Below are 21,034 nucleotides of genomic sequence, written 5' to 3' on the forward strand. Positions count from 1 at the left end.
GAGTGAGTATCCGGTGTTTCTAGTTCAAGTCGCTTTGGGTTTCGCGGGCGGCAGATATCTGAGGATTTGCCCGCACAGGGTTTACCGTCATGCCGGCTTGAACCGATTGCAGGTTTGAGACGACGACTTCTTCACCCGCTTCCAATCCATCGAGCACGATCCAGGATTTTCCATCAAAATCCTCAACCTTGATGAGGCGCTGTTCAACCGTGTTGTCTTCCTTCAGTACCATGACAGATGCCTGGCCTGTCGGCGTGCGCGATACGACGGACTGTGGGAGAGTAACGACGTTCTCGTATGAGCCGGCAACAAACTTCGCGCGAACGAACATACCGGGCAGGAGGATGCCATCCGGATTGGGTACATTTGCACGCACGGCAATCGTGCCTGCACTCTCATCAACATTAACTTCGCTGAACTCAAGCGTACCTTGAAGCGGGTAGATCGAGCCGTCATTCAGAATGATGCTCACTGGCGTCATGTTGAGTTCCGAAGAGGCAACCTCTCCAGAAGCGATTTGCTGGCGAACGCTGAGTACCCGGTTGCTGGAAACAGTCAGGTCCACATAGATGGGGTCAATCTGAAGGACGCGGGCCAGGGCATCGGTCTGGTTTTGTGTGACGAGCGCGCCCTGCGTTACGGAAGAGCGACCGATGCGGCCTTCAATCGGAGATGAGATTTTTGTACGGGCAAGGTCGATACGGGCGCGGTCCAAAGCTGCTCTTTGGAGTGCGATATCTGCCTCCGCTTCCTGGGCTGAGGCCATTGCCTGATCATATTCCTGCTGGCTGACGGCGTTGATCTTTGCGAGCTCAGCGAAACGCGCAGCCGTCTCATTTGCGACTTTGGAAGATGCTTGCGCGCGGGCCAAGGATGCTTCGGCGCTTCTTACATCTGCTGCATATTCGGCGGCATCGATTTGATATAGGGCCTGTCCGCGTTCGACCAGGTCGCCTTCCTTGAAGAGGCGTTCCTTGATGATGCCTGTAACTTGCGGCCGAATCTCAGCCTCGGCGTATGCGCGTGCACGACCGGGGAGTTCCACCTCGTTTGGAACGGTGGTCAGTTCCGCGGTGAGTGTCTCAACTCGGGGGGCGACAGGTTGCGGTGTCGCGGTGGTTTCCCCACTGTCACCACATGCCGTCGCGAGTAACGCAACGGCAAGGGCTGCAACCGAAAGACTTTTTCTTATAGGTTTCATGGGGATTCCTTGACGAGCCGGTCGGCTCACTTATAAAAATAGAATGAGCGCTCTATCTAGTGCTGCGGTGCAGCAAGTCAAGATTGGGCATGACGTAAATTAGGTGCATAAACGCATGACAGATATTCAGATTTCGAAGACCGCCGCCAAGAGAGAGGCCAGGATTGCCGAAATCCTCGATTGTGCAGAGGTACAGTTCGTTGAGAGTGGATTTCATGGCGCGGGAATTTCGGGCATTGCGAAATCCTGCGGAATAAGCGTCGGGCACCTCTATCACTACTTTTCCTCCAAAGAGGCTCTCATCGAAGCCGTCGTGGAGCGGGAACTGGTGCGGCAGCGGGACAAGCTGGAAGACTTTCGGAATCTCAACGCTGCAGAAATTCGTGATCAGATCGCGCCCCTGGTCATTGATGCTATTGTAAAAAGCCAGGAACCGTTCCGAACTGTTTTGAATTTTGAGATTCTGGCTGAGGCGCAGCGCAATCCTTCGATCGCTGCGATATTGCAGCGATATGACCGAGAAATTCGGGAGGAGTTTTGCGCTCTTCTCGAAAAGGCCGGTATTGGGACGCCCATCATGCGAACCGAAATGCTCTTTAGCCTGTTTGCGGGAATTCCCGCCCGCAATCTGCGCCATCCGGAGCAGGAGCGCTCCCAATTCATTGAGCTGATGAAGCCGATCATCACAGATATTCTTGTAGGGGACGATTGCTCAGGTTGAGGTCCAATATGCATTGCGCCGTCTTCATTTTGATGTCGAAAGGAAGGCGGTCATGCTCGCACGTAGCGTGTCAGCTCCACAGGAAGTAACGCTGGCCATTTGGACAGACCTGCGGTCGTGCCGAGGTTCTGTCACCGGGCGTTCAAAATTTAGCTCTTTGTAGCAAGCAAGACTTTCAACATAGCACGAGGATCCCGAGTACACGGCCCGGGTGATATGGTCCGGAAAGAGCAACCGCGACCTGATTATACGTTCAGCGCCTGCTTCAAGCGCTTCGAGGTTTCGATAAACCTCGAAATGTATATGGGGTATGCGCCCGCGATATGTTCCGGGAAACACCGTTGAAAATCGTACCCGTCCACTCGTGTCAGTAACGCCGATCCCCCTTAAGTAATTTGTATCCGGTTTGTTGTATACAGAGTACTTCCCAGAGGCATCCGCGTGCCAGATATAGATCGCATGATTTGCAAGCGGCGCTCGCCTGTTTGAGGTTGAGAGGAACTGAAGTCTCAGATCAAGTGGCGCGCCGGTGGCGGTTCCTGAAAGGCCTGCGAAACCCCGTTTCAGATCAGATCGTATCAGGCCGGAATTGATCCATAGCCTGGCAAGGCTCTGCTCAAGGCCGAGAAATTGGTCGGCGGGATAAGGCGTGATGGCGTTTGCCGCCTCTACGGGCGCAAATGGTTGTCGCCGTACCGAATTCCTCATGCCTATTGCCGTCCGCGGGGGGGAGGTGCGCGGCGGTTAGAACCCTGAGGTGTCGGTTGATCCATCCGATTTGTGATTTCGGAAGCTGCCAAAAGCTCTGCGCGGGTGAGGTGTCCGTTGTGGTCCCTATCGAATGTTTCGAATATGTCGATTAGACGTGTTCGGAACTCCTGCGGGGTGATGCGGCCGTCCAAATTGCTGTCGAATGCTATAGGATTGGGTAAGGCGTTCGGATTTCCAAGTGCTGTACTTGACCATTGGGTCATCTCGATTGCGGTCCTATAATCGCTCTTTGCTCCAGATACTGACAGCCACTCCATCTCAGTGCCCTGCTGAGCCTCTGAGAGTGTGACTATGTGATCTTTGTTTGTGTCCATTCCAGTAAACAGGAGTGCGATGGGCGGAGCAGACATTGGTTGTGAGGGCACCGGGCGGGCGCGATCATCTTTGTCTCGACCGGTGGGAGGCCCTGGTCGTGAGGATGATGCGCAGGCGGCCAGCAAAAACGCTGCGCCTATGCCCAAAACGGCGAGCTTGGTGGTGGAAGTCCGTTTCGGGTGCCGCCCGGTAAAGGGGGAGGTGAGGGAGGCGTCACTGGGTGAGACGTAGGGGACGCGTGACACCTCCCTCTCATCGCATCTATTGTTGCACCCAAAGGGAGGTTCGGTGAGCAAGGGGCGGACTGGGACTGTCCTATCTGATGCGATGATTACTATGACTGGGCTTGAATAAGAGCTGGTCCTTGCAGACGACGTGGCAGTGAACTTCGGCATTGGGGCATCTCTCATCATTATTCTTCCGGGAAATTCCCCAGAGCTGATGGTGAGAACATGCTCCGTCCATGTTGAGAGGATATGCCGGTTCCGACAAAAGTGATGGCAAGATGTGGCAGTGCGCAACACTGCATTACGGATTTGAAATATCGAAAATCTGATAGCGCGTTCGTCGAACGATTATGCCGCGAATGCAGGATCAAGCCCATCATCTGCAGCCGCGACACAACTTGGCAACAAGTTTATCCTATCTGTAATGATCTGATTGAAATTTCTGTTCAGGAGACTCTGGCGATGCCAGATCCAGCCACTAACGCCCCAGAGCATATTCTGGTGATAGATGACGACCGTGACATCCGGGAAGACTTGCGAGCCTATCTGACCGAGAATGGCTATCGGGTATCGACAGCGGAGAACGCGCCGGCCGCGCGCCGTGGAATACACTCCGAAGAGCCCGACCTCATTCTGCTCGATGTCATGATGCCAGGCGAGGACGGGATCAGTCTGTGTCGTTCAATTGTCCGTCTTACTTCTATCCCAATAGTGTTCATTAGCGCGAGAACTGATGAGATCGACCGTATCGTTGGACTCGAGGTTGGCGCAGATGATTATGTGTGCAAGCCATTCAATCCCCGCGAACTGTTAGCGCGAGTACGTTCAGTCCTGCGGCGCTCGAATGGCAACAACCGGGAAATGACACCCGAAAAGACGCGTTACTTTGAGTTTGACCGTTGGACGCTCGACACGGCAAAACGTTGTTTGACGCGTGATGATGGCGTGATTGTTTCGTTGAGTAGCGGTGAGTTCCAGCTTCTGATGATCTTCATCGCGCGTCCACAGATTGTCATGTCGCGCGAGCGAATTGTGGAATTGTCGCATGCTGAAGGCGCGGACGTATTTGATCGAAGTGTCGACAGCCAGGTTAGCCGTTTCAGGAAAAAAATAGAACGAGATCCCAAGAACCCGGATATTATTCAAACGGTTTGGGGAGGCGGATATGTATTTGCAGCGGATGTAAAAAAGCTGTGATGCTACATCGCTTTGATACACTCCTTGCTCGGATGGTCATGCTGGTCATCATGGCGGTTCTGTCAACCTTCATTTTGGTGTTCGTCATCGTCCAGTTCCAGATGTCATCGCGCGATGACCTGCCGGGTAGAGCTATGCGAGTTGCACAGTCGGCATTGTCTGAGCTGCAAGTACAGGGTTGGCCGCAAAGTCTTCCGGTTGAGGAATTGAAACGCCTCAAAGTGGATGATTACTTCGTCGGAGACCATCCAATAGCGCGACCTGGTTCGAGTTATAGGGAAGAGGAACTTCGCGCGCATTTGGGTCTGGCTGATAACGTTGCTGTTGGAGTGCGCTTTTTCGGGCCAAGGATGGGGCGACCAGGCGATTTCCGCGAGTTGACGGAGTTCGGTCCTCCGGAAGATGGTAGCCGGCCTGCTGGTCCTCCAGATGCGGATGCTTCTCCCCAGCCTCAGCGAGACTTCGGGTTGGGGCAGCGCATTATGGTGTCTATCGAAGTTAGTGAGGGAACGTGGATCAATTTGCGGACAACGCCCATTAAGCTTGAGGGACCCGGACCGGGCTTGTTGCCCGTCGCTGTATTGGTCGTTCTGATGATCGGGATCGGCGTCTGGGCAGCCATGAATGCTATCAATCCACTTCGGCAAATGGCGAAGGCCGCGAATACACTCGCCTCTGATTACACTCATCAACCGCTTGCTGAACAGGGCCCCTACGACGTGCGAGAGTCTTTGCGCGCCTTCAATCGCATGGGGCGCCGGTTAGAGAGCACAGTTGCAGGTCAACGACAATTGCTGGCAGCCATAGGCCATGATTTGCGAACGCCGATTACTTCATTGAAGTTGAAAGTAGAGATGTTGGCCGACGCGAACGAACGTGAGCGAATGAGGCGGGCCTTGTTTGAGTTGGAACGTATCACGGAAGCCGCACTGGCCGCCGCGACTGCTGGACAATCGGGTAAGCCTTTTCAGCCTTTGGATTTGTTTTCGCTAGTAGACAGTCTTGTCGAGGATCTGGCCGATCTGGGGTTGGCCGTTTCTTTTGTGGAGACGGACCATCGACCGATTGTGATGGGACGGTCAGATGAATTGACCAGATCGTTGAGAAACCTGATCGAGAATGCCGTTCGCTATGGCGAGCGTGCTTCTGTTGAGCTGTCGGAACGTCAAGGCATGGCGACGATTCAAGTTCGAGACTCTGGCCCCGGTATTCCTGTGGACGCCATAGATCGCGTCTTTGAGCCTCTTGTTCGCCTGGAGGAGTCCCGCAATCGGAAAACCGGGGGGCATGGTCTTGGCCTGCATATCGCCAAGACCCTTGTGGAAGCCCATGGTGGCCGGATAAGTCTTGAGAACCTGGAAGAAGGGGGCTTGCTGGCGACGATTGCCCTGCCGCTGAAAGCCGATGCCTGAACTCTGCATCTAGAACCGCGTTGATGTGCTGAAACGGAACGATTCAGTTCGGTCATACTCTTCACTTTTCAGGATATGGCTGAAGTCGAACCGAATGGGGCCGAATGGAGATGTCCAGTACACACTCAATCCTGTTGATGCGCGCAGGGATAACTCGTCTTCAATCAATTGGACGGCGTCGCGTCCATAAGTGTCAGTAAACTCAACTGGATCGCTCTTGTCGACGTCACTGAGCAATCCGACAGAGCCTGCCTCGAGAAACAAGCCTGTCTTGATGCCATATTCCTCGGGAAGGTAGTTCGGAATTGAGAGGTCAAGGCTGGCTTGGTAGAAGGCGTTGCCACCAAGTGCATTCAGGCGTTTTACGGTTTCTGTGCCGTCATCGTTCTGTATGATCTGAACGATGCGCGGCCCAAGACCGGCGGTGTCAAATCCCCGGAAACTGTTTCCACCTTTGAAAAAGCGATTGTTGATGCGAACGCCCTGCGGCGTCGTTTGACCGTATTCGGAGTTACCTTCGCTTGTCCCATAGGGTTCTATGTATCCGCCAGACAATCGCAGGCTGGCGACGACACTTTTAGTGATTCCCTGGTAAAGATTCATCGACGCGTTGGTGCGGATGAAATTCACATCTCCACCGAAGCCCGACACATCCTGTCCGAACAGAAGGTCAAAGCCTCCTGTTGGCTCAAGCGGATCGTTCTTCATGTCGAGCAGCAGGTTGTATCCAACAATCGAAGAAATCTCCGAGCGTTCACTAGAGCAGAGTGAATATCGATTGAGATAACGGACGTCACAAACATCTACGATCAGGGAACCGTCTGGTAAAGGCACGTCATCGGCGCTCACATAGGTGACCCCTGTGATGTCGTCGCTAGTGTCTCCAGGTGTGCCGCCATCATCGACTGTGTATTCTGATGTCAGTCGTTCTCCGCTATCTTCGTCAATAACAATACTCTGATCGACGACATCGATCTTGTCATTCTGGAGCGTATATTTCAGGCCGAGCTGTAGCCGGTCTGACAAGGGAAAGCCCAATTGCGCGCTGACCCCCATTGACTCGGTCGTATACCCCCCGAGATCAGTGTCTGAATAGTCGAGACGGGTGGCAAATGCGCCAAGTCCGGCTGACATGTTGCGATCCAGGAAGCGCGGCTCGGTATACTGCAGGTCCAGGATTTGCTGTAGCGCAGACGTTGAAACTCGCGCAGATGCCGACTGCCCACGCCCGAGCACGTTGCGTTGCGCTACGCTGACGTCGACGAGGAAAGACTCTGACGAAGAGAAGCCGGCAGAAAAGCTCATCTCGCCAGTTGGTTGTTCTGTCACCTTTAGATCCACATCAATCTGATCCGGGTCTGCAGTGGGAAGCTCGGTAACTTCGACATCCTTGAAGTAGCCAAGCGCTCGAACCCGGTTACGAGACCTGTCGAGCAGAACCCGGTTGAAGGCGTCGCCTTCATTGATGCGAAGCTCTCGTCGAATGACGCGATCCAGTGTTTGTGTGTTTCCGACGATGTTGATCCGATTAATATAGACACGTGGTCCTTCATTGACATGAAACGTGACATTCACTGTTTTGGTTTCCATATCTGCCGAGATCTCGGGCCGTACGTCGATGAAAGCATAGCCTCCGATGCCTGCGACATAGGTGAGGCCGTCGATTGACTGCTCGATTGTGTCTCCTCTGAACAGATCTCCCGATTTCGCAGACAGTGATGCGCGCAAGGCGTCAGTGTTGAGCTTCTCCAATTCGGTTTCTACGCTGACCTCTCCAAAACGATAGATCTCACCCTCATCAATCGTATAGGTGATGTAGAAATCTTTCTGATCCGGTGTAAGTTCCGCGACGGCGGATTCTACACGGAAATCATAGTATCCCTTGTTCTGATAGAACTGTCGCAAGAGATCGCGATCGTATTCCATCCGTCCAGGGTCGTAATTGTCGGTGGAAGAAAAGAACTGCCACCACCGCGATTGACGCGTTACGATCTCCTTGCGAAGTCTATTGTCGGAGTATTCCTCATTGCCAAGGAAGTTGATCGCGCGCACGCCCGATACCGGCCCTTCGGTGATCGAGAATATGACATCCACGCGGTTTTGGTCCAAAGGCACATACTCTGGTGTAACCTTGGCGGCAAATCTGCCGGATTGCCGGTAGAGTTCCATTATGCGCTGAACATCAGCCTGCATCCTGGCTGCAGTGAACACCCCCCGGGGAGCGATCTGTATCTCCTCACGGATCTTGTCTTCTGCCATTGCCTTGTTTCCTTCAATCATCACACGGCTGACGATTGGATTTTCGACGAGGGTGATAACCAGCTGATTTCCAACGCGGTCGAACTTCGCATCCGCGAAAAGTCCGGTCGCGAAGAGCGATTTCAAGGATAGATCGATACGGTTTGCATCAAAACTGGAGCCGGGCTCGACGAGAATGTATGACAGAACAGTTCGATCTTCGATCCGTTGGTTGCCATTAACGATAATGCGTTCGATCGTGCCAGTATTTTCAAAGATTTCTGCCTGTGCCAGAGCAGGAAGTTGGATCGGGCTGACAGCTGCTGATGAAAGCAGCAATGAGATCGCTAGGGTTTTGGTTTTACGGCTCATGATTTTGCGTCCTTGAGCAAGGAATTTGGATAGTCGGCGCGACTAAAAGCGAAGTTTGACGGCAGCATTGGCTGTCACGGCGGTTGCGTCGGTTGAAAGCTCGCCATCAATGCCAAATCTAATTTTCAGAAGATCCGAACCCGCAAGTAATGAGAGCCCCAGTGTTGCGGCGTCACTGAATTCCTCGGTGGCTTTCAGGGCGAAGGATTGTTCGTAGCCAACGAAGCCGGCTTCGACTTCATAGGGTGTTGTGGAGAGTGTTGACCGATACCCGATATCAAGTCCCGCCCGAACAAGTGGGCGGTCACGGTTTGATTTCGTGTAACTGGAGTAGGCCGGACCGGTGCGGTTAGGATCGCCGCCGCCCCGCCATACATAGACGAAGCTCAGCCCAGCATCTGCTGTAACCTTGTCAGTGGTCGCGTCGCTGATCCACAAGTTTAGCCCATTGGAAGCTGTTTCCGAATAACTATCTTGATCCAGTTTGAAATAGTCCAGGCCGATGGAAGGCGATATTCGGAAGGGTCCGGCCCCAAACTCTGTAGAGGCGACAGCCGATGCAGCTAATGTCTGACCGTCCCATGTCCCGCTGACTTCGGAGGTGTAGTCTTCAAGGTTGATTTCTCGATAGCTAGAGTGATCGACCTTCGCAATCTGCCCAACCGCTTGCAGATTGATAGGACCCAACTGTTCGGTGGCGTAGAGGCCTATACCAAGACTTTTCATCGTGACAGGATTGGAGCCGCCCGTCTTTTCTTCGAATTTGCCGTCCGTCATGGTGCCCATGATGCCGATTGCATCAATGCCGAAGATTGAGTGGTCATAACCGAGCGCGAGGCCCAGGCCCCGACCATCATAGCCAGGGCCATCGTTTGATCCGTCATAGCTCACATGAGAATAGGTCTCCTGTACCCAGGCGCCGTTGCCAGATTCGCTGGATGCGCGGGCGAACTCCAGATGGTCACTCAGGGCGCCGAACGCTGCATTGGACTGAGATTCCAGGTATCGTGTTGCAGCGTCAGTCCGCTGTGGAAGCAACAGATTGTAGGCTTCCTGGAAATTATGCTCCGTATACAACTGTGTTACGGCCGAGCCGAAATCATCATCATCCATCGCAACTTCTAGTACGGCGCCTAAGGCGTTCGACTGATTGCTATCAAGTTGCAGTTCCTCAGCCGATTTTAGTTTGAAATCGAGGCTGAGCATATCTGTCTCAGAGCTCTCAGTCTGAAGCGAGACGTTGTAGATCCACGGAACATTGTCTGTCGCGAGTTCAGCGGATTCTTCATCGAATGATAGAAAGCCAGCTTCAATCAAGTCCACTTGGAAGTCATCATCAATGAACGACGTTAGCGTGGGACGGATCGTCGTGTCGCTGCCAATGGATGCGGTGCCGGATACAGAAATGAAGGGAGTTGTCTTGAGATTTTGTGGATCAATCTCGAAATCAAGAATTGAAGACCCAGTCACGGCGAGTGTTGCAAGGCTCAAGGAAGTGTCTTCCAAGAGTATAATTTCAGACTCGGAGATTGAGGCGTTGAGGCCATAAGCACGGGTAGTCAGATTTCCGCTAAACAGTGTGGACGACAGAAAATTCAATGTTCCGGATGCGGTGCCAAAATCGACGTCACCTTCAACTTCGGAATTTTCAATACTGAGGCTCAGCGTTGTGCCATCGAAATAGGTGTCCCCAACAAATTCGGAGTTTGACAGAACAAAGTTTGCAGAGCCTTCACCAAAGTAAATGTCTCCTGCGACACCACCGTCCAGAATTTCGAGAACATCGTCGCCGCTACCGAAGAGCACATCGCCGTAAATGGTTGGCTCTGTTACATCGTCTTCATCGATCTCGTCGTCGCCGTTCACATCTTCAGTCGGCGTTTCCTGATACTGCCGGATTGTGGCGCCACCATTTGGGGAAGACAGGTCAATCGCAATTTGTGAGCCGGTCTCATCATCTTCCCGCCCATCAGAGATCAATATCCCTGATATTACGCCCGTATTGGTGATGGAACGCAGAGTGTCGCTTTCATCCAGAATGGCTGTGACCTGTCCACCATATCCATTGGAGGAAGCAGAAATCGTGCCGGAGTTCACGATGGTTTCGAGCTCGCTTCCGTCCGAGATGACCAGCCCATTGGCCACATCGTTCGTGAGCGTGTAGATTGTGGAGCTGATGGATCCGGAGTTTTCCAGCGATCCAATTGACGTGCCGCTGCCTAGTAAAAGGGCGGTCGAGGATGCCTCATAGGCCGTTGCCTGAATCGACCCGGTGTTAAGAATGCCTCCTTCGATGGAGACAGTGCCGGTCTCATCGTTCGACCCGTCGATGGATAGAGCGGTCGCATCGAAGCCGATGTTCTGGCCGGTCGCATAAATTGTTCCGCGATTTATCAGTCCCTGGTCATATGAAAATGTTACGAGGATTTCATCCAAGTCGTCATCGTCGTCGTCATCGGTCGTGTCGCGAACAGTTTCTACAACGCCCGACAAGACGAGTGCCTCATCAGAGTCGGCCTGAATACTCAGCGCTGGTGCAGAGCCGTAGCTGTATATGCGGCCTGCAGTTCGATTTTCATCGAAATCGTCGATTGCGTCCTTTGTCTCGTCGTCTTCGTCCTCTTCGGAGGTGAAGTCGTCCACAGCCCCATTTATCAGCAATCCATGACCGAGGCTTCCGGTGATCCGCACGGCAGTGGCGTTGTCATACAGGTCATCTTCGTCAAGCCGGTCTTCCACGGCCTCCGTGTCGTCGTCGACGTAGATAGGGGCGACATAGTTTGTAGCACTCGTGCTGGTGAATCCTGTAGAGCTGATCGTGCTTTCGATAGTGACGTTCCCGCTGACGTCTCCTTCAAACTCCAGAGCCGAGGCGTTCTGTCCCTGAGCGGTGATGGTTCCGCTGATCAGAACGTCGCCATCGACATCGTCCTCAAATGCCAATCCGCGCGCATTGTCGCCAAACACAGAGATGGTTCCTTGCTGCGTATAATCGCCAGCAAGTGAAGAGCCTACAATCACACCTGCGGAGTCATTTCCTTCAATGTAGAGAATTGATCCGTAATCAAGCAGAATGTCTCCGGTGACTGTCCCGCCGGATGCGACGTTGATCCCGATACGATTGGAGCCTACCGCCAGCGGACCATCATCATCGTCGTCGTCATCTTCGTCTTCACGATCATAATCTTCGTAGAGATCTATCGAACCGATATGAGTGATGTCTGCGGTAACGTCGGCTTGCACGGCAATGGCTGTTACATTGTCAGTGTCTTCGGCGACAATTTCTCCCTCATTGGTGACGGAGTTGTTAGAATCTACTGTGATAGCGGTCGTGCCAGGCTGTTCAGTAAGGTCAATTTCACCATCTTCGGTGACTTCCACATCATCGGCTGAGCCATTATTGGCCGTGGAAGTCTGTACAGGCGTGGTCGTGCTATCGTCGATTTCGACAGCCCAGGCAGGGAGGGCTGTCGACATGAGAAGTGTGATAATCAGCCCACGTGTCATATCTTTCGAAAGATTTGCGCGATGGCGTGGCGCGAACAAACTTAAACAATTGTTATTTAATGAAAAATAGTTCATGTATGCGCGCTCCACGTCGACCGATCCATGTGCGTTACGGGAGCGTTTTGTCTGAACTTTGCCAAATTGTGCCGCGTGTCAGCGAGAGTATGTCAGCCTGACACAAAGTCTGGGCGCCTGGTGTCGCACGGCGTGCAGTTGCGCCGTTGTCATGGCTCGGCAACATTCCTGCAACATGGGTGTGGTGATCCACGACAACAGGCGTGTGAATCAGGTTGCGCAAAAATGTCAGACAGTCGCGACGGATTCTTCAAACTGGTCCGTTTAACACCGTGAGTGACATTCGCAGCCAGAATTGCTGAAAAGAGACTAGAATGAAATTATTCGGGAAACGAGCCCGCTGGACAATAACCGTAGCGATTTTGTTGGTTGCGGCGGGGGGTATTTGGTTTGCCAAATCTAACATCGCCAGTTCGACAGCGCCGACTTATGAAACGTCTGTGGCGACTTTGGGCGATCTTGAGGTAACGATTTCGGCCGCCGGAACTCTCACTCCAAAGGAAACCGTAGAGGTGGGCGCTCAGGTGTCGGGACAGCTCCAGGAATTATTTGTCGATGTCGGTGACGAAGTTGAAGCCGGGCAATTACTGGCCCAGATTGATGCAACCATTGCGGAGAATACGGTAGAAGCCCAGCGCTCCCAGCTGGACTCCTTGAAAGCATCGCGCCGCCAACAGGTCGCGTCGCTAAACCTTGCTCGTGCCGAGGCAGAGCGCGCGGCCATGCTTTGGGAGGCGGATGCGATCGCGAAAGCTGATTACGAAGCCACGCAATCTGAACTGGAAATCGCCGAAGGCAAGCTGGATTCAATTGACGCTCAAATTGCGCAACAGACTTCCAGTCTGAAGGCAGACGAGGCGAATCTTAATTACACGAAGATCTATGCTCCCATTGCTGGCACGGTCGTATCGCTAAGTGCGTCCGAAGGGCAGACGCTGAATGCAAATCAGACAGCTCCCGTTGTCATGACCATTGCAGACCTTTCGATCATGACGATCGAGGCTGATGTTTCAGAAGCCGACGTGCTGAGTGTTCAAAAGGGACAGGCGGCTTGGTTCACCACATTGGGCGATACGGATCGAAAATGGGAGACTGAAGTCAGGCAGATCCTGCCGACGCCAGAAGTCGTCAACGACGTAGTTCTATACAAGGCACTGCTTGATGTGCGGAATCCGGACGGGATTTTGCGAAGCAGCATGACCACGCAGGTTTTCTTCGTGCAGGGCCGTGCTGACGATGCTGTGCTGATCCCGGTCGCTGCCTTGCAGAGCCGTCCCGAGCGTCCGGAAGGGGGCAGCCGCTCCCGGCAAGAGCGTCCCGTTGGAGCGATCTCGCCAGATCGAAGTGAAAGAGGTGGGCGTAGTGAGGCCCTACGTGAGGCGCGTGCACAATACCCTGACGCCACAATGGGAATGGTGCTGAAGCTGAACGCTGATGGCGAAGCAGTGCCTCAGCCTGTTCTTGTCGGACTTCAGACGCGGAGTAGAGCGGAAATTCTCTTTGGCCTTTCCGAGGGGGACGAAGTCGTTACGGGGCAGGTGGAATTGCGTCCAGGACAAACCTCTGAACGGCGAGACAATGACCGTCGTCCACCAATGGGCCCTCCGCCTCCGGCGTAAGGAACAATCGAGATGTCAGAACCTTTACTGCAGCTGCAGAGCATTACGCGCGTCTACGGCAAGGACAGTGCAGAAGTCCGGGCTTTGGATGGTGTGGACCTTACCATTACCGAAGGTGAATTCGTTGCAATTGTCGGACAGTCCGGTTCGGGCAAGTCGACATTGATGAATCTGCTGGGGTGCCTGGATCGCCCGACCGCTGGTACCTATCGCATCCACGGTCAGGATGTATCCAAAATGGACGCGGATGGCTTGGCATCACTGCGCCGTCGGACGTTTGGTTTTGTCTTCCAGCGCTATAATCTACTCGCAAATGTCAGTGCACTGGAAAATGTGGAGATTCCGGCTGTGTATGCCGGGGTGCGCCAGTCGGAACGAAAGACACGGGCGCGAGAACTGCTTGCGCGCCTTGGGCTGAACGGACAAGAGAAAAGCAGGCCTGGTCAATTGTCGGGCGGTCAGCAACAACGTGTAGCAGTTGCACGCGCCCTCATGAATGATGCTGAAGTGATCCTTGCAGATGAACCTACAGGGGCGCTTGATTCTGGTACAAGTAGAGAGCTGCTGGAACTGCTGGAGGGCCTCCATCAATCCGGTCGCACGGTCATTCTGATTACACACGATCAGAAGGTGGCGGCGCGCGCTGATCGAACCATCGAAATTCGGGATGGAAAAATCATTGCAGACTCGGGAGCAGTTCCGAGATCGAAACCATGTTTTGAGCATCGCACTGCAAGGACGTCCCCTTCCTTTATCCTGCAGCTGACAGAGTCTATCAAGACGGCCTTCAGGTCCTTGCGCGCGAACCTTTTCCGAACCGCGTTGACTCTATTGGGTGTTGTGATTGGTGTGGCTGCCGTCGTTGCCATGCTGGCTGTGGGGCAAGGCAGCCAAAGAGACGTCATGGCGCGGTTTGAAGACATGGGGGCGAACCTGCTGTTTGTTCGTCCAGGCGGTGATCGCGGCGCGCGCATGCGAGGGGATGCGATTGCCACCCTGACATTGGAGGATGCGGATGCCTTGGGTGAGCTCGACAATGTGATCGCAGCAGTTCCTTCGCGATCTGGATCGGCAACATTGCGTAGGGGCAACGCGGATCATCGTGGTTCCGTTGAAGGCGTTTCCGAAGATTGGCTTCTCGCAAATAATCGTAGGGTTGAGTATGGCACATTCTTCACGGCGGAGGATGTAGATCGGAGAGTCGGTGTTGTCGTACTCGGAACGACAACCGCCGGCGAACTTTTCGACAATGTATCTGACGCGGTAGGCGAATACGTCTTCTTGTCTGGTGCCCCCTTTGAGATAGCCGGCGTTCTGGAAGAAAAAGGCGCGAGTTCGTTTGGAAGCGATCAGGACGATATTGCGCTTATCCCAATTACGACTGGCATGATGCGGGTCTTTGGTAGTTCGTACCTTTCAAGCATTACCATTGCAGTCGAGGATACTGATGTTATCTCTACGACAGAGAGCGAAGCCAACACACTATTGCTGGATCGGCATGGAACTGAGGATTTTCGAATACGGAACACGGCCTCAATTCTGGAATCGGTTCAGCAAACACAAAACTCCTTCTCCATGCTTCTCGGTGCGGTAGCGTCAATATCTCTCCTCGTCGGGGGGATCGGTGTGATGAATATCATGTTGGTCAGTGTATCTGAACGCACGCGGGAAATTGGTGTGCGTATGGCTACAGGTGCGCGGCGGTCTGACATCCTGGTGCAGTTTATTGTTGAGGCGGTCGTTGTCTGTGCCCTTGGTGGGATGATTGGCATCCTCTCTGGATTTGGTATTTGTGCGATACTGGTGAACCTCGGTACGTCTATTGCGATCACGCCGCTTCCGGCAATTCTCGCCTTTTCTACAGCTTTCCTGACTGGGTTTGTTTTCGGCTTCTTGCCGGCGCGCAATGCTTCGCGCCTTGACCCGGTGCGGGCTCTTTCGGCGGAGTAACTATGACCAAGATTTCCAGCGTTTCCCTCAGCCTTGCGCTCGCAATAGCGGGGTGTGCGAGCGTCCACGAGTCCACGACATCTTCGTCGGAAGTCATCTTGCCGGGTGCGTATGATACAAATGTTCAAACAAGCGAGAATTTGCCGGAACTCGGTCCTTGGTGGACCAATTTTGGGGACGAGGCACTCAATGCACTGGTTACGGCAGCGCTGGATCAGAACCGATCTCTCGAAGCGGGAATTGCGAATGTTGTGTCCGCTCGCGCCGCTGTCACAGTCGCTGATGCGAAGTCTCTGCCGTCGATTTCGGGTAGTGCCAGCACCTCTGTGAGCTCAGACGCCGGTCTTGACGAAATTTCGAGAAGCGCCCGTCTCTCGGCGAGCTATGAGCTGGATTTGTTTGGGGAAGTCAAAGCTTCGCAGGATGCGGCTCGCGCCAGTCTCGAGTCTGCTGAATACTCCCAGCGCGCGCTGGAACTGAGTATTCTGGCCGATCTGGCTACGAACTATTTTGACTTGCAAGTCGCACGTAAGCAGCTTGAGGTAGCGAAAGAGAACCTCAATATTGCGGAACGCATATTTGATATTGTTGAAGTCCGCTACGAGGCAGGCGAGATCTCCGGTTTTGATCTGGCCAGTCAGAAGGCGACGTTGGCTAATGCGAGGTCGCAAATCCCACAAATTGAACAGCAAATCCTTTCGATTGAAACCGCTATTGCTATCCTGGTGGGCGAAACGCCTCAGGGTTTCGAGATCGATAGTGTCGACCTGTATGAGACGAGGCTACCCGTGGCAGATGCCGGGTTGCCCTCTGACCTGCTTACGCGCCGTCCAGACTTGCTTCAGGCTGAAGCAAACTTGAGAGCAGGGCAGGCTGATGTTGTTGCGGCGAGAGCAGCCATGTTGCCCAGCATCGACCTGGGGGCGGGGGTCAGTACGGTGCTGACGTCCTTGTCAGATCCAACGGCAAGCTTGTCCGCTGCCCTGTCTCAGACGATTTTCTCAGGCGGCTCGCTGAAGGCGCAGCTTGAAAGCGCGAAAGCACGTCGCGCAGCACTTCTGGCCAATTATGAGCAGGCAATCCTAACTTCACTACGAGAGGTCGATGTGGCCTTGTCCTCGATCAACACGAGTGCGCTTCGAGAAGAGGAGGTACAAATCGCATTGTCCGCTAGTCGCAATGCGCTTGATTCTGCCGAGCTCAGGTACCGTGTGGGAGCGGACGACCTGACCAGTCTCTTGTCTGCGCAGCAATCTTACTACGCCTCAACTCAAGATGCGCTGGAAGCGCGTCGAGATCGTCTGGCAGCTTCTATCGATTTGTACGTGGCGCTTGGTGGGAGCTACTAGGTGGAGTGAGTCTATAGATTGGAGAGCACCAATTGTGCTGACTCTTCCGGCCACACATCCATGAAATTATAGCCCCATTCAGGCAATTCAATTATCTTCCCGTTCCTCAGCATTGGGGCGGCTCTGCGTGTGCATTCAGTCAAATCGTCGTTGGGATTTAGAATGGTAATTCTGTGCGGGAGAGTCTGAAGGGCGTGCTCTTCCTCTTTCCACCAGGCGAATGCAGCGTGATGGCCCCATTCGTATGCTTCCCCGCCCAAGAGATTCATGGCGAATGAGCGCGCCATCATTTCCATAGTCGCGCCAGGACCACGGCGCTCTACGATGCGTTCCCACATGGTGCTGAAACGGGTGCCTGCATCATCCAGCGGAACGGGCTGGAAATAGTCGTTGAACATTTTGTGTTCATCTGGGGTCAGAATAGTCGCTGAGATCATGACAAGGCTTCCGACACGCTCTGGCTGCGCCATCGTCATCGCCGAGATCACTTTAGAGCCGGTGTGGTTTCCGAATAGATAAATTTTGGGGCAGGCCAATCCTGGTCAAGTGGATTTGACCGGACAAATGTGCGTCATCTTCGGCAGGGAAGGCGTGACTTACTCAGCGGTCCAGTCTGCATTCTTCTCACGCGTGAGGCGCATTTCGTATTGGAAACGGTCCGCCCGATAGGTGGCGGTAATGTCCTGAATGGGGCGGCCGGTCTCATCCTGCATGATGCGGTGAATTCTCAACAGCGGAGATCCAGTTGTGACACCAAGAACTGCCGCAACCGCAGGCTCAGCGGGGACTGCCGTGATTGTTTGTGTGGCTTCACAGGGGCGGTGCCCAGCCTTCTCCAGGAGTGCGATCAAGCTCGCTGTTGCCAAATCGTCCTCGGTGTAGGTCTCGGCAATGTCTTCTGGAACGTAGGTTACCAGATAAGAGAATGGCTCTTCAGCAAGCCGGCGCAGTCGCACAATTCGCTGAACGCTGGCGCCGCGCCCCAGCTTCAAGGCTTCTGCTATGGCCGGGCTCGGGCTGACGATTTCGGTGTCCAGCAATTGAACCTCTGTTTCGAGACCCATGCGTTTCAGGCCATCGATCAAGTTCTCAAAACTGCCTTTGACGGTAGGCGTGGACGAGTCATACGTGACCACGGTGCCGCGGCCTCGATAGCGGCGCACCAGGCCCGCAATAGCAAGCTCATTGAAGGCGCGCTTTACGGTGATGCGTGAAACTCCAAGGCGTTGAACAAGCTCTTGTTCAGCGGGCAGGCGAGACTGCGGTGCGACTTCACCCGATACGATTGCGTGTCGGATCTTGGAGTAGATCTGCTGGTAAAGCGGTACGCTGGAGTTCTCATCCAGGTCTTTCGCCGATAGAGCCAATTGCGCGTCTTCTCTCATTTTATCCCGTCCACTTTTCCATCGTACCGAGGTTGACTCATTGCACCTCATATCAGACATCGAACGGCAAACCCTAAAAGGTATACCAATCGAATGGCTTATTCTGCTTTAGCGCTCCAGATCGCATGTCACGCCGTCAACAGTCTGACAGCAAGTGATGCACGCAAGTCAATACTCGGAAAAATTGATGAAATTTCTGCCAAGATTGCCAACTCAAAATGGTTTCTTGGGGCAGATACCAAACTTGTCGTTTTGCCGGAGTACAGTCTAACCGGGTTTCCGTGGGGCGAGACTGCACCGGAGTGAATCGCGAAAGCGGCCTTGGCACCTGATGGACCAGAATACGAGGCGCTTGCCAAAGCGGCCGCAGACAATGGCATTTACCTCGCAGGGAACCATTATGAGACCGATCCGAGGTTCCCGGATTTGTATTTTCAGGGATGTATCATCTTCTCGCCATTTGGCGAACTCGTACTGAGATACCGGCGACTCATCTCGATGTTTTCGCCTTCTCCTTTCGATGTCTGGGACAAGTATCTGGAAATGGTCTGCCTCCAGCAAAGTGGTCCGTTATTTGAGTTAGTGCCGGCTCCGACTGAAGTGCTTGGCTCTGGTGGTCCAGCCTTGGCCCTGGCATCATGACAAATTTGGCCACCGGCAACGGTATCAAGCTGGTGGAGTGGGAGACCGGTCTGCTTCTTGGCAAGGACTGGCAATTTACCCTCACTACGGCTGGGATCATCTTGTTCGGCTCGACCGTTCCACTTCTGTTTCTGGGGCGGTATCGATATTCCGAGGAAGGTGATTTAGGCGAAGCGCTGACCGAGGCCGAAGAGACCGTTGAGACTGCACACGCCTGAGGAAGCGCTGACTTTCCTCCGCAGTGCGTGCAATTGACGACGTGTGGACTGTCTCTTTAGGAACAGTTCATGGCCCAACACAGAGACCTTCTCACAGCAATTCGCCAGATCACGCGGGCGATCGATCTGAACTCCAAGCGATTGGCGAAGACCACCGGTCTCACGGCGCCGCAATTGCTTGTACTTCAAACTCTGTCGGCAGCCGGGTCGGTCAAGCCGTCAGAGATTGCCCGGCAGGTTCATCTCTCCCAGGCAACGATCACAACCATTGTGGATCGTCTTGAGGCTGCGGGACTGGTGGCGCGCCAAAAGAACGATACCGACCGGCGGACAGTCGATATCGTCATCACTGACGCAGGGCGAGACAGTCTCGAAGATGCGCCGGAAGCGCTTCAGGAAGGGTTCCTCAAGCGCTTCGATTCACTGGAGCTGTGGGAGCAGAGCCTGCTCATCTCATCAGTTCAGAGACTGGCGGCGATGATGAATGCCGGAAGTCTCGATGCAGCACCGATTTTGGATGTGGGCGATCTGCGCCGCGAAGACTGATCAGGTCTCAGCGACTTCAACCATCGTCTCCTGATCCGGCTTGTCCCAGAGCAGGTGGCGATCTTCCAGAACGATCAAATTCTCGCGGCTGATAACCGTGCCACCGGTTTGGTAGCCGAGCAGTTCCTTCGGAGAAATTTCCGGGTGTCGGGCGAGGACCATGGTTTCCTCTGAAGAGAAATTGGTCATTCCGCGTGCGATCTCATCGCCTTTTTCGTCATATACGTGGATGACGTCGCCTTTCAGATACTGGCCCTGAATCGAGATGATGTCCTCATGCAGGACGTGCTCGGGGCTGTGCGACAGGCTGTTGGCGAGTTCATCGCGGATAACGATACTGCCCGCGATCTGAAGCCGATCTGTCAGCCAGGTTGCCCAGGCAGATGCGGGCTTTGTGTGGGCGAGGCATTTCGTATGCGGGCGTTCGTTGAACAACACCGACGATACCGGCGCTTCGTGTTCTCCATTGGCGATCAGGGTCGTGCAGCCTGCATTCTGGGCCATGTTGGCCGCTTGCATTTTCGTGAGCATGCCACCGCTTCCGAGGCTGCTCGTGCCTTCAGTGACTGCGATGTATTCGCTGACATCGTGGACTTCCTCGACCAGCTTTGCGCCGGGTTCTTCCGGGTTGCGGTCATAGAGGCCGTCGATGCAGGTCAGGATCACCAGATGGTCGGCCTGGATCATCTGTGCAACTTTCGCCGCGAGGCGGTCATTGTCTCCGACGCGAATTTCCTCGGTCGTGATCGAGTCGTTCTCGTTCACGATCGGCAGGATTTCGCCTTGTAGAAGGCGGTGAACCGTATTCTTGGTGTTCAGGAAGCGCTTGCGTTCTTCCATATCCTGCAGAGTTACAAGAACCTGCGCGATATCGAATCCAAATTCATGGGCGACCTGCTTGTACGCATTCAACAGAAGCGGCATCCCGCATGCGGCGGCGGCCTGCTTGTCGCGCAGACCCGCAGTCTCGGGAGTCTCGTTCAGCATGTTCAGGCCCAGCGCAACGGCGCCTGAAGAACAAAGAACGACTTCATATCCGTCGTTCCGTAATTTAGTGACGTCTTCTAATAGCCGTTGCATGAATGCCCAGCGCGGTGTGAGAAGGTCTGGATTGGCTAGAAGGCTTGATCCGATTTTCACGACGATGCGTTTATTGGAAGACAAATTTGGCTCCGGTAGTTGCTTAGGGGCGGACATAAGTAGGTTTGGGTTACGATGCAAATAATTAGCTTACAAAAGACCTTGAGAGTTTCTTCATAGGGTCGATACCAAGGGTAAAGACACGACAT

17 protein-coding genes are annotated in these 21,034 nt (G+C 53.9%); 9 read left to right on the forward strand and 8 right to left on the reverse strand.

Annotation, left to right across the window (positions count from 1 at the left end; translation table 11 throughout):
• Window positions 1–19 precede the first annotated feature (19 nt).
• Window positions 20–1,201: an efflux RND transporter periplasmic adaptor subunit gene (locus HY36_RS15510; protein ID WP_035554724.1), complete on the reverse strand. Its 1,182-nt coding sequence runs from the start codon at window positions 1,199–1,201 to the stop codon at window positions 20–22.
• Between the two features lie 115 nt (window positions 1,202–1,316).
• Here HY36_RS15510 and HY36_RS15515 point away from each other — a divergent pair, with 115 nt between their 5' ends.
• Complete coding sequence (locus tag HY36_RS15515; RefSeq protein ID WP_035554726.1) at window positions 1,317–1,922, forward strand: TetR/AcrR family transcriptional regulator; 606 nt, start codon at window positions 1,317–1,319, stop codon at window positions 1,920–1,922.
• Between the two features lie 24 nt (window positions 1,923–1,946).
• On the opposite strand, the gene HY36_RS18905 is transcribed toward HY36_RS15515, so the two are convergent.
• Together HY36_RS18905 and HY36_RS18910 are read right to left on the reverse strand one after the other, a co-directional pair.
• Window positions 1,947–2,630: a hypothetical protein gene (locus HY36_RS18905; RefSeq protein WP_081806232.1), complete on the reverse strand. Its 684-nt coding sequence runs from the start codon at window positions 2,628–2,630 to the stop codon at window positions 1,947–1,949.
• Window positions 2,631–2,632: 2 nt separating this feature from the next.
• Window positions 2,633–3,421, reverse strand: a complete 789-nt coding sequence (locus HY36_RS18910) for a hypothetical protein (protein WP_155841987.1) — start codon at window positions 3,419–3,421, stop codon at window positions 2,633–2,635.
• 63 nt (window positions 3,422–3,484) lie between these two features.
• Between HY36_RS18910 and HY36_RS15520 the strand changes: the two genes are divergently transcribed.
• A complete protein-coding gene (locus HY36_RS15520; RefSeq protein WP_206741217.1) occupies window positions 3,485–4,432 on the forward strand; it encodes a response regulator in 948 nt (315 codons plus the stop codon).
• Window positions 4,432–5,844 (forward strand): HAMP domain-containing sensor histidine kinase, encoded by a 1,413-nt coding sequence (locus HY36_RS15525; RefSeq protein ID WP_051602872.1) that lies wholly within the window; start codon window positions 4,432–4,434, stop codon window positions 5,842–5,844. The genes HY36_RS15520 and HY36_RS15525 overlap by 1 nt, the downstream gene beginning before the upstream one ends.
• 9 nt (window positions 5,845–5,853) lie before the next feature.
• Here the strand turns inward: HY36_RS15525 and bamA are convergent, their stop codons facing one another.
• The gene (gene bamA, locus HY36_RS15530; RefSeq protein ID WP_035554730.1) at window positions 5,854–8,454 is read right to left on the reverse strand and encodes an outer membrane protein assembly factor BamA; all 2,601 of its coding nucleotides are present in this window, start codon (window positions 8,452–8,454) and stop codon (window positions 5,854–5,856) included.
• 42 nt (window positions 8,455–8,496) lie between these two features.
• Entirely contained in the window at window positions 8,497–11,931 is a 3,435-nt protein-coding gene (locus HY36_RS15535) for an autotransporter outer membrane beta-barrel domain-containing protein (RefSeq protein WP_162176015.1), read from the reverse strand.
• Window positions 11,932–12,350: 419 nt separating this feature from the next.
• On the opposite strand from HY36_RS15535, the gene HY36_RS15540 reads away from it, so the two are divergent.
• The 3 genes from HY36_RS15540 to HY36_RS15550 are packed head-to-tail and all read left to right on the forward strand — an operon-like array spanning window position 12,351 to window position 16,954.
• Window positions 12,351–13,655, forward strand: a complete 1,305-nt coding sequence (locus HY36_RS15540) for an efflux RND transporter periplasmic adaptor subunit (protein WP_035554734.1) — start codon at window positions 12,351–12,353, stop codon at window positions 13,653–13,655.
• A 12-nt stretch (window positions 13,656–13,667) separates the two neighbouring features.
• Entirely contained in the window at window positions 13,668–15,605 is a 1,938-nt protein-coding gene (locus tag HY36_RS15545) for a MacB family efflux pump subunit (protein WP_035554737.1), read from the forward strand.
• A gap of 2 nt (window positions 15,606–15,607) precedes the next feature.
• Complete coding sequence (locus HY36_RS15550) at window positions 15,608–16,954, forward strand: efflux transporter outer membrane subunit (RefSeq protein WP_035554738.1); 1,347 nt, start codon at window positions 15,608–15,610, stop codon at window positions 16,952–16,954.
• A gap of 11 nt (window positions 16,955–16,965) precedes the next feature.
• Here the strand turns inward: HY36_RS15550 and HY36_RS15555 are convergent, their stop codons facing one another.
• Complete coding sequence (locus HY36_RS15555; protein ID WP_155841989.1) at window positions 16,966–17,391, reverse strand: hypothetical protein; 426 nt, start codon at window positions 17,389–17,391, stop codon at window positions 16,966–16,968.
• Window positions 17,392–17,550: 159 nt separating this feature from the next.
• The gene (locus tag HY36_RS15560) at window positions 17,551–18,339 is read right to left on the reverse strand and encodes a GntR family transcriptional regulator (protein WP_035554740.1); all 789 of its coding nucleotides are present in this window, start codon (window positions 18,337–18,339) and stop codon (window positions 17,551–17,553) included.
• Between the two features lie 93 nt (window positions 18,340–18,432).
• Between HY36_RS15560 and HY36_RS18470 the strand changes: the two genes are divergently transcribed.
• From HY36_RS18470 to HY36_RS15575, 3 genes are all read left to right on the forward strand, one after another.
• Window positions 18,433–18,645, forward strand: coding sequence for a hypothetical protein (locus HY36_RS18470; RefSeq protein WP_155841991.1), 213 nt, complete (start codon window positions 18,433–18,435; stop codon window positions 18,643–18,645).
• A 332-nt stretch (window positions 18,646–18,977) separates the two neighbouring features.
• Window positions 18,978–19,199 carry a hypothetical protein gene (locus tag HY36_RS15570; RefSeq protein WP_035554742.1) on the forward strand — a complete coding sequence of 74 codons (222 nt, stop codon included), beginning with the start codon at window positions 18,978–18,980 and terminating at the stop codon, window positions 19,197–19,199.
• Window positions 19,200–19,268: 69 nt separating this feature from the next.
• Complete coding sequence (locus HY36_RS15575) at window positions 19,269–19,745, forward strand: MarR family winged helix-turn-helix transcriptional regulator (protein ID WP_035554743.1); 477 nt, start codon at window positions 19,269–19,271, stop codon at window positions 19,743–19,745.
• On the opposite strand, the gene proB is transcribed toward HY36_RS15575, so the two are convergent.
• A complete protein-coding gene (proB, locus tag HY36_RS15580) occupies window positions 19,746–20,909 on the reverse strand; it encodes a glutamate 5-kinase (protein ID WP_035554745.1) in 1,164 nt (387 codons plus the stop codon).
• Window positions 20,910–21,034 lie beyond the last annotated feature (125 nt).

Source organism: Hyphomonas atlantica corrig. (assembly GCF_000682715.1).
In the GTDB taxonomy this organism is placed as follows: domain Bacteria; phylum Pseudomonadota; class Alphaproteobacteria; order Caulobacterales; family Hyphomonadaceae; genus Hyphomonas; species Hyphomonas atlantica.